General features: G+C 58.3%; 12 protein-coding genes. 6 read left to right on the top strand and 6 right to left on the bottom strand.

The genetic code is table 11. The annotated features are described in order from the left end of the window. Positions 1–367: 367 nt before the first annotated feature. The gene (locus ACP2AV_RS01305) at positions 368–1,042 is read right to left on the bottom strand and encodes a helix-turn-helix domain-containing protein (protein ID WP_426370841.1); all 675 of its coding nucleotides are present in this window, start codon (positions 1,040–1,042) and stop codon (positions 368–370) included. A 163-nt stretch (positions 1,043–1,205) separates the two neighbouring features. On the opposite strand from ACP2AV_RS01305, the gene ACP2AV_RS01300 reads away from it, so the two are divergent. Further along, on the top strand, positions 1,206–1,955 hold the full coding sequence (locus ACP2AV_RS01300; protein WP_426370840.1) for a response regulator: 750 nt from the start codon (positions 1,206–1,208) through the stop codon (positions 1,953–1,955). Here the strand turns inward: ACP2AV_RS01300 and ACP2AV_RS01295 are convergent. From ACP2AV_RS01295 to ACP2AV_RS01285, 3 genes are all read right to left on the bottom strand, one after another. Continuing rightward, a complete protein-coding gene (locus ACP2AV_RS01295) occupies positions 1,922–3,472 on the bottom strand; it encodes a PAS domain S-box protein (protein ID WP_426370839.1) in 1,551 nt (516 codons plus the stop codon). The genes ACP2AV_RS01300 and ACP2AV_RS01295 overlap by 34 nt on opposite strands. A gap of 42 nt (positions 3,473–3,514) precedes the next feature. Beyond that, complete coding sequence (locus tag ACP2AV_RS01290; protein ID WP_426370838.1) at positions 3,515–5,182, bottom strand: site-2 protease family protein; 1,668 nt, start codon at positions 5,180–5,182, stop codon at positions 3,515–3,517. A 136-nt stretch (positions 5,183–5,318) separates the two neighbouring features. Beyond that, the gene (locus ACP2AV_RS01285) at positions 5,319–6,494 is read right to left on the bottom strand and encodes a cation:proton antiporter (protein ID WP_426370837.1); all 1,176 of its coding nucleotides are present in this window, start codon (positions 6,492–6,494) and stop codon (positions 5,319–5,321) included. 143 nt (positions 6,495–6,637) lie between these two features. On the opposite strand from ACP2AV_RS01285, the gene ACP2AV_RS01280 reads away from it, so the two are divergent. From ACP2AV_RS01280 to ACP2AV_RS01260, 5 genes are all read left to right on the top strand, one after another. Continuing rightward, positions 6,638–7,102, top strand: a complete 465-nt coding sequence (locus ACP2AV_RS01280; RefSeq protein WP_426370836.1) for a hydrolase — start codon at positions 6,638–6,640, stop codon at positions 7,100–7,102. Between the two features lie 77 nt (positions 7,103–7,179). Further along, complete coding sequence (locus ACP2AV_RS01275; protein WP_426370835.1) at positions 7,180–8,160, top strand: BMP family lipoprotein; 981 nt, start codon at positions 7,180–7,182, stop codon at positions 8,158–8,160. Between the two features lie 10 nt (positions 8,161–8,170). Then, complete coding sequence (locus ACP2AV_RS01270) at positions 8,171–9,682, top strand: ABC transporter ATP-binding protein (protein WP_426370834.1); 1,512 nt, start codon at positions 8,171–8,173, stop codon at positions 9,680–9,682. Then, positions 9,679–10,803, top strand: coding sequence for an ABC transporter permease (locus tag ACP2AV_RS01265; RefSeq protein ID WP_426370833.1), 1,125 nt, complete (start codon positions 9,679–9,681; stop codon positions 10,801–10,803). Before ACP2AV_RS01270 ends, ACP2AV_RS01265 begins: the two co-directional genes overlap by 4 nt. Beyond that, complete coding sequence (locus ACP2AV_RS01260; RefSeq protein WP_426370832.1) at positions 10,800–12,041, top strand: ABC transporter permease; 1,242 nt, start codon at positions 10,800–10,802, stop codon at positions 12,039–12,041. Before ACP2AV_RS01265 ends, ACP2AV_RS01260 begins: the two co-directional genes overlap by 4 nt. Before the next feature lie 176 nt (positions 12,042–12,217). Here the strand turns inward: ACP2AV_RS01260 and ppsA are convergent, their stop codons facing one another. Next, complete coding sequence (gene ppsA / locus ACP2AV_RS01255; RefSeq protein WP_426370831.1) at positions 12,218–14,611, bottom strand: phosphoenolpyruvate synthase; 2,394 nt, start codon at positions 14,609–14,611, stop codon at positions 12,218–12,220. Between the two features lie 310 nt (positions 14,612–14,921). Further along, positions 14,922–15,737 (bottom strand): class II glutamine amidotransferase, encoded by an 816-nt coding sequence (locus tag ACP2AV_RS01250; RefSeq protein WP_426370829.1) that lies wholly within the window; start codon positions 15,735–15,737, stop codon positions 14,922–14,924. Positions 15,738–15,821 lie beyond the last annotated feature (84 nt).

Genomic DNA, 15,821 nt, shown 5'->3' with positions numbered 1-15,821 from the left:
GTGGGCCCGGCCTTCGATCAGTGTCCAAAGGATCGGGCCGCCAATGGTATGCAATAGCGCGTGGATTTTCCGGGTCAGCCCGCCGCGCCAGCGACCCATATTGGGGGGCCCAGCACAGCTGACGACGACCCGCGAATCGTCAATCCGCAAGCGCGTCGCAAAGATGAAGCCCAAAGGGATCCGCTTGCATACGTCGTACGGGCTTTCGATGAATGGTGGTTTCTTGGTTGACGGGTGCGCACGGCGCACCGCGACTGCGGTGTTGTGGGTTTTTTGCGGGCCAGTATGCCACAAGTTATGCCGAACCAATGGCCCCAGCGGTGAAGGTCTGAGCGGGCATTGCAAACAGTCCCACGCTCTGCTTGTTTCAGTCTTCGTTGCCTTGGGAAAGCGATGTCAGAGCCGCAGGATTCAGGACGACGATGGTGTGGATATTATCGATTTCGATAATCTCGCTCTTGCGCATCTGGGTCAGGGTCCGGCTGACGGTTTCGGTGGTCAGACCCAGGAAATCGGCAATATCGGCGCGGCGCATCGGCAGATCCACCTTGCACAGATTGTCCTCGTAGCGCCCGACCCGGCCGGCCAGAACAGTGAGAAAAGACGCGACCCTTTCGCCCGCCGATTTCCGGCCAAGCATCATGAAATGATCTTGCATCGCGCTGATTTCGCTCAGGGCGGCCTGCAAAAGCTCGCCGTGCAATTCGACATCGCCATCAGCGTTTTCCAGCACGCTTTTTCGATAGGGCTGCAGGCGCGTGTCGACCAACGCATCACAATCGGTGTGGTGGCAGCCGTTGGCTGGAAAACCCACGACATCTCCGGGATAGCCAAAGGCTATGACCTGACGACGCCCGTTTTCCAAAAGGCGCGTCTGGCGCAGAACGCCCGCAGTGACCTGATAAAGCCAGTTCACTTCGTCGCCTTCGTAGAACAGATAGGTTCCCGCCCTGATCTGCGTCTCGCGCGCGCAAATACAGGGCCTTGAGATGCTCGGGAGTGCACCGCCTGACTGGTCATCGGTTGATAGCGTGACATACATTCTGTTGGCCCCCAGTTTTCCATTCAGGCGCCAACTTGCCTAAGCCGCGTATTACTATTTTCGCTGAAGTTGTCTGAAAGTGTATCTTATTGTATGAATATGTTTGAAACGTGGTGTGGCACTGTGCATCAGGACAGTGAACCCAGGTATGAGCGGGGCGGCGATGCAAAAGGCATCCATTCTCGTCGTTGAAGACGAGACCAAAATCAGAGCCCTCCTGCGCAATGTGCTGGAAAGCGAAGGGTTCGACGTCATCGAATCCAAGTGCGGCGATGATGTGATCGACCTGCTGGCATCCAATTCGATCGCGCTGATCACACTGGATATCCGGCTGGGCGGCGAAAACGGTCTCGATCTCGCGCGGCGAATCCGGCGCATTTCTTCCGTGCCGATCATCATGGTGACGGGCCAGGACGACGTGATCGACCGCGTCGCCGGATTGGAAATCGGGGCGGACGATTACATTACGAAACCTTTCCACGTCCGCGAGGTAATTGCGCGGGTCCGCAGCGTGCTGCGCAGGGCGGGGCCGCCGCCCGACACGCATGACACCACCGAAGAAAGCCAGCGATATGTGTTCGACGGATTGACCGCTGTCCCTGACCGGCTGGAAATCATCGACCGCAACGGCAAGGACAGTTCGCTGACAAGCGGGGATTTCAAACTGCTTACCGTCTTTCTGGAACGCCCCAAGCGCGTTTTGTCGCGGGATCAGTTGATGGATCTGACAGGTGGCCATGACTGGAGCCCGCTTGACCGGACCATCGACAACCAGGTCGCGCGCTTGCGCAAGAAGATCGAACGTAACCCATCAGAACCCGGCCTGATCAAGACCGTGCGCGGTGTCGGATATACTCTGGCCTGCGAAGTCGAAACCGTTCAGCCGTCAGAATCATCAGCCAAGAGCGCCTGAAGCCGCGCGACAAGGTCAGACTGGCGATAGGGCTTGTGCAAAACATCGTGAGTGTCCCCATTTGGAAGACGCGCAGCCACGGTGTCACTGGCATAGCCCGAGGTCAAAAGAACCTTCAGCTGCGGCAAATCCGTCGCCAGCTTTGCGGCAAGGTCATAGCCACTGAGATTGCCGGGCATGATCAGATCAGAAAAAACGATGTCGACGTCAAGACCTGAGGTCAGCATGGCATAGGCGTCATCGCCGCTGACCGCTTCTACGACCTGAAATCCCAAATCCCGGATCCGCGCGACGGACAGTTTGCGCACATTGGGATTGTCTTCTACCACCAGAACCGTGCGTCCATGCCCGAACGGGGTTTGCGCAACATGGCCCGCCGCCAGCGATCGCTCTTTTGTCGCGGCGCTTTCCGATAGAGCGGGGAAATAAAGGCCAAAGCTCGTCCCCAGCCCTTCTTCGCTGTAGAGCGTGACGTGCCCACCTGTCTGACGCACGAAGCCATAAACCATCGACAGGCCCAGCCCGTTGCCACCACTTTCGGACTTCGTGGTAAAGAAGGGCTCAAACGCGTGTTTCTGTGCTTCGGGCGTCATGCCCGCGCCATTATCACTGACTGACAGCCGCACGTATTGACCGGGTTCGACGTCAACTTCCTGCGCCATATAACTGTCGTCAATTGTGACATCGGCAACTGAGATCAGCAATTTGCCCTTGCCGTTCATCGCATGCCGCGCGTTCAGGGCAAGGTTCATCAGGGCCGACTGAAGTTGCCCCGGATCAACAAGGACAAGGCTGGTGTCGGGCGCGTAATCCGTTTCGATCGTGATCTGCTCGCCAAGTGTACGTTCCAGGATGTTCAGCGTGGCATCGCACAATTTGCGCAGGTCGGACTTTACGGATTTCAGGCTGTTGCGCCGCGCAAAGATCATCAGGCGCGATGTCAGGTCCGCGCCAAGTTCCGCGGCCTCTAGCGCATCGCGGATCAGGGTTGTTTGCGCATCGTCACTGGTGCGCGTTTCGAGCAGTTCCAGATTGCCGATGATCACCGTCAGCAGGTTGTTGAAATCATGTGCGATGCCGCCGGTCATCTGGCCGATGGCGTCAAGGCGCTGTGATCGGGCGAGGGCGGCTTCGGTCCGGGCGCGCTTTGTCAGGTCATGCAGGATACCGACGAACATCAAGCTGCCGTCCACCTCGGCGCGACCAATCGACAGATGCAGCGGAAAGATGGTGCCGTCGCTGCGCTGCCCTTCGACCTCGCGGCCAATGCCGATGATACGCTTTTCGCCCGTGTCGATATGGTGCTGCATGAAGCCATCGTGACGGATTGCCAAAGCCTCGGGCATCAGCATGTTCAAGCTTTCCCCGATCATGTCTTCTGCCGCATAGCCAAACATCGTGCTGGCTGCTGAGTTGGCACGCGTGATCACACCATCCCGATCCGACAGGATGATCGCGTCCCCGGCCGCATCCAGAACGGCGTGAAGAAGTGCTTTATCTGTGACCGCGTTTTCCATAGCACCCCGCAATTTCCATGCAGGTTTGCGGAAAAACGACGGTTAAGACAAGGATGATTGGCGCGACCGCGCGACTGCGAGGTCGGAAAGCTGCAAATGGCGGATGATGTCCGACAGGGAAATGACGCCAACAAGGCGGTGATCTTCGACAACCATAAACTTGCGCTGACCGGTTTTCGTGATGGCCGTCATCAGGTCCGGGATCGGCGTCTCGGGCGTGATGGTCGAGGCGTCATCCAATCCTGCGAACACATCGCCAACGCGCGTACTTGACCAATGCTCTCGATCGATGCTGGAAATCATCGCTTGGTCGATATGACCAAGAAGAACGTCGTTTTCAATGACCGGAATAAAGCTGATACCATGGCGCAGAACAACCTGATTGACGACATCGGACAGCGTGCGGTCCGGCCCGACCGTGATCGGTGTGTGCTGCATCAGATCGCCCACAGTCCGGCCCGAGAACACCGCGCGCGTGATCTGCTGTTGATAGGCTGACCGCGCGGCCATCAGTAGGAAGCCGCCGATCATCATCTGCCAGATGGCGCTGACCAGCGCGCCTTGGAACAGGGCCAGAAGCCCAAGACCCATCAAGACATAGGCGAAGGTTATACCGGCGTTCGTGGCTGTCTCGGTCGCGCGCAGAATGTCACCGCGGCGGTGCCACAGCCAAGCCCGCAGGATGCGCCCGCCATCAAGCGGGAACGCGGGCACCAGATTGAAAACCGCCAGGATCAGATTGATCGTTGCCAGGTACGAAAGCACCGCCGCTACCGCTTCAAGATCCTGGGAAAGCGCCGCAATCAGGCTGAGAAACCAGAAACCAACAGAGAGTCCAAGGCTCATGACCGGCCCGGCAACCGCGACCCAAAACTCCTCCATCGCCGATCTGGGTTCACTGTCCATCTCGGCGACGCCACCGAACAGGAACAATGTGATACCGCCGATCCGCAGGCCAAAGCGTCTTGCGATGATGGAATGGGCCAGTTCGTGCAGCAGTAGCGAGGCGAAGAACAACAGCATGGCGACGACCGCCATGATCAGGTAAATGCCCGGGCTTTCGTCGGGAAAGGTGTAGGGGAAATAGTGCTGGCTAAGGCTCCATGTGATGATCGCAGCGATGATTAGCCAACTTGGATCGATTTTGATGTCGAAACCACCGATTGAGAAGAGTTTCACCGCACTCGTAAACATCTGCGACTCCCTTTTTATTCCAGAATTGCACGGATGCGATTTGGCGCTTTGATATTGCTCAAGGCGTTCAGCTGGCACGACAAAGCGATCCGGGTGCGAAACGGCGCCGTTAGTACACTTCACGAGCTTTCGATTAAACCCGGCAATGCGCGAAAAGTGATGTCGTCGCAGGCGCGCAGAATTCGGGGGGTGTGGCTGGATCAAGCTTGATCGTGGCGCAGCATCACATCGCTCGAAATCGAGGCAATTGATTTCCATCAATATCGCCACCGACCAGCTGAAATAGCGTCGCCTTAACTTGTGCGGCGAAGGTATGCGCAGATGATCAACGAAGACTATTTCAAAAGCCTGATAGCGGCTCGTCTCGCAGCCCTTGGTGCCAGACTGCACGTGGTCGACACCAAGCAAGGGCGTCGGATGGCCGCCGAAGTAGAGGATGTCGAAGTTCTCGAAGGTGCCGGCTTGGCCGCTCAGAAAGAAGTTGGGCTGCTGCGCGGCGCATTGGATAGGATCCAAAACGGCACCTATGGCATGTGCCTTGAGTGCAAGGGCCCGATTTCTAGGGATCGGTTGGAAGCCGTCCTTTACGCCCCCTTATGCGGAAAATGCGCCAATCCCGGCGTCGCTGCGTCCTAGGCAAATCGGGGCTTCCTCACTCGGACTTTGTACCCTGATCGGGTGTGATCGTGCGGCGGATGGCCCAGAGAGTCAGGACGGGGCCGACAAGTTCGAAGGCAATCGTTGTGCTGATAGTCAGCGCGATGATCTGATCGGCATGGTATGGGAGTGCTTGGGCGGCGACCAATGCCATGCCAACCGCGACGCCAGCCTGGGGCAGAAGCGCCAGCCCGTATATGGCACGCTCTTGCGCGGGGGCGCGCCCGATCAAGGCCCCAAGCCACCCCCCAACAATTCGCGCCAGTACACGCAGGACGATGTACGCAAGACCCAACATTCCGATGCCCTTCAATGCGTCAATTTCAAGCGATGCCCCGGCCAACAGGAAGAAAAGCACCATGAAGGGCCATTGAATATGTTCGATTTCATGAAAGGCCCGGTCGTGATGGGACGCAAAATTCACGATGACGGCGCCTGCGGTCATTCCTGCGATCAGAAATGAAACCTCAAGCCAAAGCGCCAGACCGGCCGTCAAGAAAACCAGTGCAAGTGCTTCGATTTCAATCGGCTCACCAGCGCTGATGCGCCCGGTCAGCGCCGCGCCAGGTGCACCAATGGCAAACCCCAGTAAGATAGCACCCCCGATTTCACGAATGACAGACATATCATGCAGGGCGGTTGCAGTCGGTGCGATCGAATGCGCATAGCTCAGGCAAAGGCTGAACACCAATAGCCCCCAAGCGTCATCGACGGCCACAACCCCTTTTAGTGTGCGGGTGAAATCATTGTCGATCTCCGATTGTCGGATAACATCGGTAGTCGCCGCAGGTGCCGTGGCCGAAGCGATTCCGCCCAGCATGACAGCCAATCCAGGCTCAACCCCCAGTGCGATCAGACCGAAAGACACCCCGATGACAGTGGTGAGAACGATGGCGATCGAAATTGTCAGAATACGGCGGCCCGTTTCCCTGAGGTCGCTGAATTTGAGCGACCCTCCAAGCAGAAAAGCGACGAATGTCAGCGCCGTTACCGAAAGGTATTCGTAGGCGTCTGAGAAAGAAGCAGGAATCCATCCCATGTGGCCGGCGATCAGTCCGCAAAGCAAAAGCAAGGTGACCCGCGGCACCCATGTTCGACGTCCGATCTGGTCGGCGGCCAACCCGACGACGAACATACCCCCAAGCGTCAGAAGCGCTATGTCGATTTCCACACTCTCTCCTGTTCTGCGGCCCAAAGGCGCACACCTTCCACGCTGATGGGATGCGTGTTGCGCGATGAATTGACGAATATCAACCGGCGCCTTGGCGAACAGACTATCATGACCGGGTATCATGCATCAGCAAGAGGCACGTGATGGACACCAATGCTCTGCCAGACATGAACATGAACGCACCCGAAACGGCCTGTTGCCCCAAGTTTGATCCAAAAGGCTGGGATGGTCGACATCTGTCTTTTCACGGTCAGCCCATTGTGCGCGCGACGACCCGCAGCCTCGTGCATGATCCGATCAACATGGGGCAGGTCTTTACGCGGGTGCAAGGTCATATCGAAGACGCTGGCGCGCAGGACCCGGACGATATTTTCGTTCTCAGTCGGGATCAGTCCGCAACCGAGGGTGAGCATTTTTTCCGCGTTATCGGTGACGTACCGGGCGAAGACGTGATCCGCCTGAGTGGTGATTTCATCACGCGTGTTTTCGAAGGGTCCAACCGGCAGGCCAATAACCGGGTCCATGAAATGGAAACCGCAGCTGAAGAAAAGCAGCCCTGCCGGTTGATCTGCCTCAATTGGTTCGGCGGGGCACGATCTAGAAATTAGGAATCGGAACACCCCATGGGAGGATGCAGAAGATGAAATTATTTTTCAGGACAGACTTAAAAGTATGGGGCACATTGATGGTCATGGCGTTTGCCAGCCCGGCCCTAGCCTTTACGGCGTGTCAGGTCACCGACACCGGCGGCATTGACGACAACAGTTTCAACCAGACCGCCTGGAAAGGTGTGCTGGACGCCAAGGAAAAACTGGGGATCGAAGGGCGCTTCCTCGAATCGCAAGCCGAGACGGATTATGACGCCAATATCAATTCGCTGATCGATGGTGATTGCGATATCATCATTACGGTCGGCTTCCTGCTTGGGGACGCGACCGAGAAGGCCGCAAAGGCGAACCCGGATCAGCCGTTTTCCATTGTGGATTTTGCCTATGATCCGCCAATCGAAAACGTGTTGGGGCAGGTCTATGCCACAGACCAAGCCGCATTTCTGGCAGGCTATCTAGCGGCCGGAATGTCCAAGACGAAAATTCTTGGCACGTTCGGCGGCATCAATATCCCGCCTGTGACGATCTTCATGGACGGTTTCGTTCGGGGCGTCGACCACTGGAACGCGGTGAAGGGCGACACGGTCACCGTGCTGGGCTGGAACCTGGACACGCGTGAAGGACTGTTCACCAACAATTTCGACAACCTTGATGACGGGCGGGCCTATGCGCAAAACCTGTACGATGAGGGCGCCGATATCGTTCTGCCAGTCGCGGGTCCCGTCGGACTCGGCTCGGCTACGCTTGCCGATGAACTGGGTGTGGACAAGTTGAAAATCATCGGCGTCGATGCCGATCTCTACTTCACTGATACCGAACGGCAGCACGTCTATCTGACATCGGTCACCAAACGCATGGATGCAACTGTCTCTGACGTGATCGAAATCACTATGAACGGCGATTTCGAAGGCGGTGTGCTGGTCGGCACGCTAGAAAACGGCGGCGTCGGACTGGCCCCGTTCCACGACATGGATGGCATGGTGCCAGACACGTTGAAAGCCGAATTGGAGGCCCTGCGCACAAGCATCATCGACGGCAGCATATCTGTGTCGAACTAAGGTTGATGATATGCGGGTCGAGTTGAAAAATATCACCAAACGGTTTGGTCCGGTCGTTGCCAACAAAGGCGTCGACCTGACCATCGAACCGGGCGAGGTCCTGGGCCTTCTGGGCGAAAATGGTGCAGGCAAATCGACCCTGATGAACGTGCTCTGCGGTCTTTACGAACCGACAGAAGGCCAGATCCTGATTGACGGTCGCCCTGTGACCTTCAAGGGCCCCGGCGATGCGATCCGCGCAGGCATCGGCATGGTACATCAGCATTTCATGCTGGTTCCGGTTTTCACCGTGGCCGAAAATGTCATCCTCGGCATCGAACCCACCGGGCGCTTCGATCATCTTGATCTGAAGGCAGCGCGGGCCGAAGTGAAAAAGTTAAGCACAGAATATGGCCTGACGGTTGATCCGGATGCGACAATCGAAACGCTGCCGGTTGGCGTTCAACAACGTGTCGAAATCATCAAGGTCTTGTTTCGCGAGGCAGACGTTCTGATCCTGGACGAGCCGACCGCGGTTCTGACCCCGCAAGAGGTCGATGAATTTTTCCAGATTGTTCGATCGCTCTGCGATGCTGGCAAGGCAATCGTCTTTATCACGCACAAGCTGAATGAAATCCTGGAAATATCAGACAGGATCGCAGTGATCCGTCGCGGTGAGATTGTTGGCAGTGGCGATCCCAAAAAACTGACCCGACCGGAACTGGCCGAAATGATGGTGGGCCATCCGGTCGATTTCGACGTTGCCCGCGCGCCATTCGCGCCTGGGGAAGTCATCCTTGATATTCAGGGGCTGACAATTGTGCGCGATGACGGGGCCGTGGCCGTCGATGATCTGTCGCTTCAGGTGCGCAGCGGCGAGGTCGTGGGCATCGCGGGGGTGCAGGGGAACGGGCAATCGGCGTTGATCGAAGCGCTCGCAGGGCTACGCCATCCAGTCGCCGGAAAGGTGACGTTTGACGGCACCGATATCACGGATGCCTCTCCGCGTGCACGACACCGGATGGGGATCGCACACATCCCCGAAGATCGCCAGCGCGCCGGTTTGATCGGGAAATTTACCGTCGCCGAAAACATGGTGCTGGACAGCTACTACGGTCCGCCCTTTTCGAAAGGGGCAGGTATCGACTGGGGCCGCGTACACCAGGACGCCGCCGCAGTGGCCGAACAGTATGACGTGCGCACCCCTTCGGTTCGCGCTGCGGCGGCGCATCTGTCGGGGGGCAACCAGCAGAAGCTGGTCGTGGCGCGGGAATTGTCGCGCGACACCCGGCTGGTCATTGCGGGGCAACCGACGCGGGGGCTTGATGTGGGCTCTATTGCTTTCATCCATGAACGCCTTATGGCCGCGCGCGACGAAGGCGACGGTGTGTTGATCGTGTCGTCGGAGCTTGACGAAATCATGGCCTTGTCCGACCGCATTCTGGTGATGTTCAAGGGCCGCATCGTGGCTGAATACGCACCGCACGAGCAACCGGTCGACAAGGGGACAATCGGGCTGGCAATGGCGGGGGCGGCGGTATGAGCGATTCAATGATCCAGGCAACACAAGGCAGGGTGTTTGGCCGAACGCAGCTTGAAGATCTGGTCATCGTTCCACTCTTCGCGTTTGTCGCAGCACTTGTACTGGGCGCGCTCGTCATGGCGGCCACTGGTGTTGCCCCTGCGACAATCGCCCAGTCTTATGTTGCCTTGTTGAAAGGCTCGGTCGGGTCGATCAACGCGGTCTCGGAAACACTGACCGCCGCCTTGCCGCTGGTGTTGGCGGGTCTGGGGCTGGCGCTTGGTTTTCGGGCTGGGCTTTTCAATATCGGCGCCGAAGGCCAGATCGTCATTGGCGGGCTGGCCGCCGTCGTGGCTGGTGTTGCACTTGGCGATCTGCCAGCGTTCATCGCCCTTCCCGGCGCGCTTCTGGCCGGCGCTGTGGCGGGCGCATTCTATGCCGGGATCGCGGGCTGGCTGCGCGCAGCGACGGGCGCGCATGAGGTGATTTCGACCATCATGCTGAACCTGATTTCCTTCCGGCTGCTCGATTATCTGTTGCGCACGCCTTTGATCCAAAAAGAAGGGCGCGCGGATCCGATCTCGAAATCCGTGCCGGATGCGGCTGAACTGCCCAAGCTTCTGACTTTTCTCGATGTCAATCTGCGCCTGCACGCGGGCCTTTTTCTGACGCTGTTGATGGTCGCGATCGCCTATTGGCTTTTGTTCCGCAGCAAGCTGGGGTTTGAGTTTCGCGCCAGCGGCGAAAACGCGGTTGCGGCGCGCTTTGCCGGGATGAATGCCGGACTGACGATCGTGTTGGCCATGGCCATCGCGGGCGCGCTGGCGGGGCTTGCGGGTGCCAACCAGACGCTTGGCGTTCTTGACCGCGCCACACCGGGATTTTCCGCCGGGATCGGGTTCGACGCCATCGCGGTAGCCCTACTGGGACGATCGCATCCGGTCGGGGTACTATTTGCCGGGATCCTTTTCGGCGCGCTGGAAGCGGGCGGGCGGCAAATGCAGGTAGACGCAGGTGTCAGCATCGACCTGATCGCCATCATCCAAGCGCTGATCATCGTGTTCATCGCCGCGCCCCTGCTGGTCAAGGCGATCTTTCCTTGGGGATTTCGCAAGGCGGATAAAGGCGAGGGCAGGTCGTGACCGTACTTCTTGACAAAGCGCGGCAACGCCAGACCCGCATCACCGGCGGCATCCTGATCGCCCTTGGCGCCTTGATCGCGGTTTTCCTCGCCCCCGACGCAAGCGGCGTGGCCACCTTCCGCCTGTCGCGACCGACCGATGTGTGGCCTGTTCCGAACCTGGTCGTTCCCGGCGGGCCCTTTATCTATGTCGCTTCAGCTTTTCTGGCCTTCTTCGGGGTGCGCCTGTTCCTGCGCGGCGGGGCGAAATGGAGCGCGCGGCTTCTGGGAATTGGCCTTATCATCGCGGTGGCCGCGTTTCTTGTCTGGGCGACGGTGGGTAAATCGTTTTCGTTGACGGGCATGTTGCAGGCAAGTCTGGTGCGCGCGGTGCCGATTGCCCTTGGGGGGCTGGCAGGCGTTTTGTCAGAGCGGGTCGCGGTGGTGAATATCGGCATCGAAGGGATGCTGCTTGCAGGGGCTTTCACCGGCGCCTTGGTCGGATCGCTGGCAGGCGGGATCGCAGGGCTTATTGCGGCAGTCGCCGTGGGCGGCGTGTTTGGTTTCGTTCTGGCCGCACTGGTTGTGACCTATCGAATGGACCAGATCATCGCTGGCGTATTCATCAATCTGTTCGTGTTGGGGCTTACCAGCTACATCTCCAGCCAAGTCTTTCAGGAATACCGTGCGCTCAATAATGCGCCCGTGTTTCGCGCGGTGGAAATTCCGATCTTGAGCGATCTGCCGGTTCTTGGCCCGGTCTTGTTCAGCCAGAACATCTTTGTTTATGGGGCGTTCATTCTTGCCGGCCTCGCGACCTACTATCTGTTTCACACTCGTCATGGCCTCCGCGCCCGCGCCGTGGGTGAGCATCCGCGCGCCGCAGATACACTTGGGATCGACGTCTATCGCACCCGCTACGTGAACGTCACCGTGGCGGGTATGGTCGCCGGTTTCGGGGGGGCCTGGTTCACGCTTGGCTCTGTCGGACGGTTTGACGAAGGGATGACCGGGGGGCGCGGCTTTATCGGTTTGGCGGCGATGATCTTTGGGCGGTGGCATCCTGTTGGCGCGCTTCTGGCGGCGCTGGTCTTTGGATTTGCCGACAGCTTGCAGCAAAAGCTGGCGCTTCTGGGCACGCCGATCCCGTCAGATTTTCTTGCCATGGCCCCTTATATTGCAACGATTGTCGTGGTTGCCGGTGTTGTCGGGCGAGCCCGGGCACCAGCGGCGGATGGCAAGCCCTACGTCAAGGAATAGGCGGGGCTTTGGATTTGCAGAAACCTTGTCGTCGCGCCCCCGGCGGCGGCGTGACTGTTGCCCGCACAATCCGAAAGCCGGGAAACGCAAGGGATGCTGTGCTCGGGGCGATAACGCCCGCATCATCGAGAGACGGTGAAAGGGGTTTTGGGCCAATTACCCTGAATGGGTGGGTTTCATGGAACGTCTTCTTTGCCAGCTTCTGCGCGTTCTACATTCCGCAAGACCTGCACGAAACTGTCTGGCGTGACCGAAATCGTGTCGATGCCGAATTCAACCAAATACCGTGCATAGGCGGGGTTGTTGCTGGGGGCCTGCCCGCAGAACCCCACCTTGGTTCCCGCCTTGTGCGCTTCATCGATCACCATTTCGATCATGCGAAGAACCGCCGGGTCGTCTTCCCGGAACAGCGAAGCAAGCGTATCGGAATCACGGTCCACGCCCAGCGTCAACTGCGTCAGATCGTTTGATCCGATGGAAAAGCCATCGAAGCGCTTTGCGAATTCAGCGGCGCGAAGCACATTCGCAGGGATTTCGCACATCACATAGACTTCCAGCCCATTTTCGCCGCGTGTCAGACCGTGTTCGGCCATGACCGCCAGCACCTTATCGGCCTCTTCTGGGGTGCGGCAGAACGGGATCATCACAACGACGTTGTCAAAACCCATCTTGTCGCGCAGCCGGGCAATGGCCTGACATTCAAGCGTAAAACCGTCCCGATATGCGTCGGAGTAATAGCGCGATGCCCCCCGGAACCCGAGCATTGGGTTTTCTTCATGCGGCTCAAAATCGCGCCCGCCCAGAAGATCGGCGTATTCGTTGGTCTTGAAGTCGCTCATCCGCACGATGACAGGTTTGGGATAGCAGAACGCCGCAATCCGCGACAGACCGCGCGACAGGCGGTCGACGAAGTATTCCGGCAGGCTTTCATAACCTGCTGTCAGGTGCTTGATTTCAGCGCGCGCGTCAGCGTCGGTGACACGTTCGATATGCGCCAGCGCCATGGGGTGAATGCGCACCGCGCCGTTGATGACGAATTCCATCCGCGCAAGGCCCACACCTTCGACAGGCAGTCGCCACCAGCGCAGTGCCGCACTGGGATTGGCGAGGTTCAGCATCACTTTGGTTTTCGTATCGGGCAGGGTGTCGAGCGCCTCTTCGCTCACCTCGATCTTGGAAATACCCGCCGTAACAACGCCTTCCTCACCCCCCGCGCAAGACACGGTCACGTCTTGTTCGTCGTGCAGCACATGGGTGGCGTTGCCGCAGCCGACAATCGCGGGCAGGCCAAGTTCCCGGCTGACGATAGCCGCGTGAGAGGTACGCCCGCCATGGTCGGTCACGATGGCGGCGGCGCGCTTCATGATCGGCACCCAATCAGGGTCGGTCGTGCTGGTCACCAGAACCGAACCGTCAACGAAACGCGCGATATCGGCGGCGTTTTCGATGATCGACACACGGCCCGCGACGGCGGCGCTGCCGACGCTGAGACCGCGCAAAATTTCCGGCCCCGGATCTTTGACCGCGTAAGACTTCAGCGTGCCCATGTCGGCGCGTGATTGCACGGTTTCTGGACGGGCCTGCACGATGTAGAGCTTGCCGGTCACGCCATCGCGGGCCCATTCCATATCCATAGGCTGGCCGTAATGCGCCTCTATCACCTTGGCCTGACGGGCGAGCGACAGGATTTCGTCATCGTCCAAGACAAACCGCTCACGTTCCTCTTTCGATGTCGGCACGTTGCGCGGGGTGCCATCGCGGTCGTGGATCATCTTGATTTTCTTCGCGCCGCACCGCTTTTCCAGGATTGGCGAAAGGTCGCGATTGTCGAGGAAAGGTTTGAACACCTGATACTCGTCAGGGTCGACGGCGCCCTGAACCACGTTTTCGCCCAGCCCCCAGGCGGCATTGATCAGCACCGCATCGGGAAACCCCGATTCCGTGTCGATGGAAAACATCACACCCGAGCCGCCGGTATCGGCGCGCACCATCTGCTGAACGCCAACCGACAGCGCCACCTGATCATGCGCAAAGCCTTGGATATTTCGATAGGAAATCGCCCGGTCAGTATAGAGCGAGGCATAGCAACGCTTGCAGGCCTTCAGCAGCGCGGCCTCGCCGATGACATTGAGGAAGGTTTCCTGCTGACCGGCAAAGCTTGCATCGGGCAGGTCTTCGGCCGTGGCGCTGGACCTAACGGCAACAGGCACGTCGCTCTCGCCGGCAGCCTCGCACAGATTGCGATAGGCGGTTTTAATGGCCTCGGCGATGTCTTCGGGCCACGCGCCGCCCAAAACCAGCTTTCGGATTCTCTCGCCCGCTTCCTGAAGGGATGAGGTGCCAGCCGCCAGCGACTCAAGCTCATGCGCAATCCTCTCGTTCAAGCCGTTGGCGGCGAGATAGGCGCGAAAGGCGTCAGAGGTGGTGGCAAAGCCCGGCGGCACAGAAATGCCCTGCGGTTTCAACGCGCCGATCATTTCCCCAAGTGAAGCATTCTTGCCGCCAACCAAACCGACATCCTGGCGTCTAACATCCGCGAAATCGATGACATGTTGTGTATCTTCAGTCATGGTCAACCCGTTCGTTACTGAGTTCCTGATGACCATGACGGCAAAGTTCAAACGAGCATTGATGCAGATCAGTTGAGGGCTGTGAGATCCGTTAAACTTGGCTGTTCCTTTCCCGGCAGACCGCCGCTATGCACACTTGCAGAGATCAGCGCTGCAAATGGCCGAACCTCGTTCGAACGCCAAGTAGGCGCCAGGCGAGCCGATTGTTCAGAGAGGTTCGTCCATGAGGAGAAAGACCGGATATCTCTATCCGGCAGCGATCAGGCCGGTACCGATATTCCGCGCGGCGCAGAATGAAACAAGGTCTGTCTTAACGAAGATTGCGCATGTCTAAGCTGAAGTCTTTGTTCACGCGGAAGACCTTTGCGTTCGGGATCTCGTCCCATGTATCATTTCTTGTCACCGGTTCCGACGCGATTTCAACCGCGCAATAGTTTTGCCCGGCCTTGTGATGCACGTGCGGTTTCTTGCAAATCGGACATTCGAAAGTGTGGTCGCGGTACAGATGTACAAGACTGCGGTTCAAACGTGATCCGATCATCTGGTCGCCATCAGTAAGGACGATATTCAATCCCGGCTTCGCGTCCGGATCGATATCAAGGACCCAATGCAAAATCCGCGCCAATCCGTCACGTACTGTATCCAGCAGACCCGTATCAGGGTGCCGCAAATATTGGCTCATAAGATAGTGAAAGACATGCTCGCTATCGGTCTGCCCCTTGATCGCGTTGCGATGAATGGGATCCATCGCGTCCAACAAAAGGTGTTGGACCTCATCGAAATGGGGCACAGTTCCGTTGTGGGCGAAGATCCAGCGTCCGTGGTGAAACGGGTGTGTGTTTTCGATGCTGGTCGGTCCGACCGTGGCGCGCCGAACATGGGCGACGACAGTCTTGGCATAGACGCGTGAAGCCGTGCGGCTGAAATGCTCGCCGTGAAACGCAGCCCAAGTCTGTTTCTCGATCTCGGGCAGCCCGTCGTTATAATCGGCCACACCCCATCCATGACCATGCATGACGCCCGTCGCGTCGCTGCGACTTTGCGCCATCAGCGCATTTTGCGATCTGACCAATCCGCATTCCACGCGGGTCGGTTCGTTGGCGTGCATGGCGTATAGGCGGCACATGTACCTGCTCTCTTTCCAGTGTCTTCGATAGCAAAGCCGATTCCAGATGCAGGGCCACGACATTTATCAATGCTAAAGTGAATT

The sequence above is a fragment of the Aliiroseovarius sp. PTFE2010 genome (assembly GCF_049943335.1).
In the GTDB taxonomy this organism is placed as follows: Bacteria; Pseudomonadota; Alphaproteobacteria; order Rhodobacterales; family Rhodobacteraceae; genus JBNFVY01.
This window is presented reverse-complemented; position numbering and strand designations above follow the sequence as displayed.

Coding starts and splice junctions, on each gene's coding strand:
- ACP2AV_RS01275 (WP_426370835.1), top strand. CDS start 7,180: ATGGTCATGGCGTTTGCCAGCCCGGCCCTAGCCTTTACGGCGTGTCAG.
- ACP2AV_RS01280 (WP_426370836.1), top strand. CDS start 6,638: ATGGACACCAATGCTCTGCCAGACATGAACATGAACGCACCCGAAACG.
- ACP2AV_RS01265 (WP_426370833.1), top strand. CDS start 9,679: ATGAGCGATTCAATGATCCAGGCAACACAAGGCAGGGTGTTTGGCCGA.
- ACP2AV_RS01295 (WP_426370839.1), bottom strand. CDS start 3,472: ATGGAAAACGCGGTCACAGATAAAGCACTTCTTCACGCCGTTCTGGAT.
- ACP2AV_RS01250 (WP_426370829.1), bottom strand. CDS start 15,737: ATGTGCCGCCTATACGCCATGCACGCCAACGAACCGACCCGCGTGGAA.
- ACP2AV_RS01305 (WP_426370841.1), bottom strand. CDS start 1,042: ATGTATGTCACGCTATCAACCGATGACCAGTCAGGCGGTGCACTCCCG.
- ppsA (WP_426370831.1), bottom strand. CDS start 14,611: ATGACTGAAGATACACAACATGTCATCGATTTCGCGGATGTTAGACGC.
- ACP2AV_RS01270 (WP_426370834.1), top strand. CDS start 8,171: ATGCGGGTCGAGTTGAAAAATATCACCAAACGGTTTGGTCCGGTCGTT.
- ACP2AV_RS01300 (WP_426370840.1), top strand. CDS start 1,206: ATGCAAAAGGCATCCATTCTCGTCGTTGAAGACGAGACCAAAATCAGA.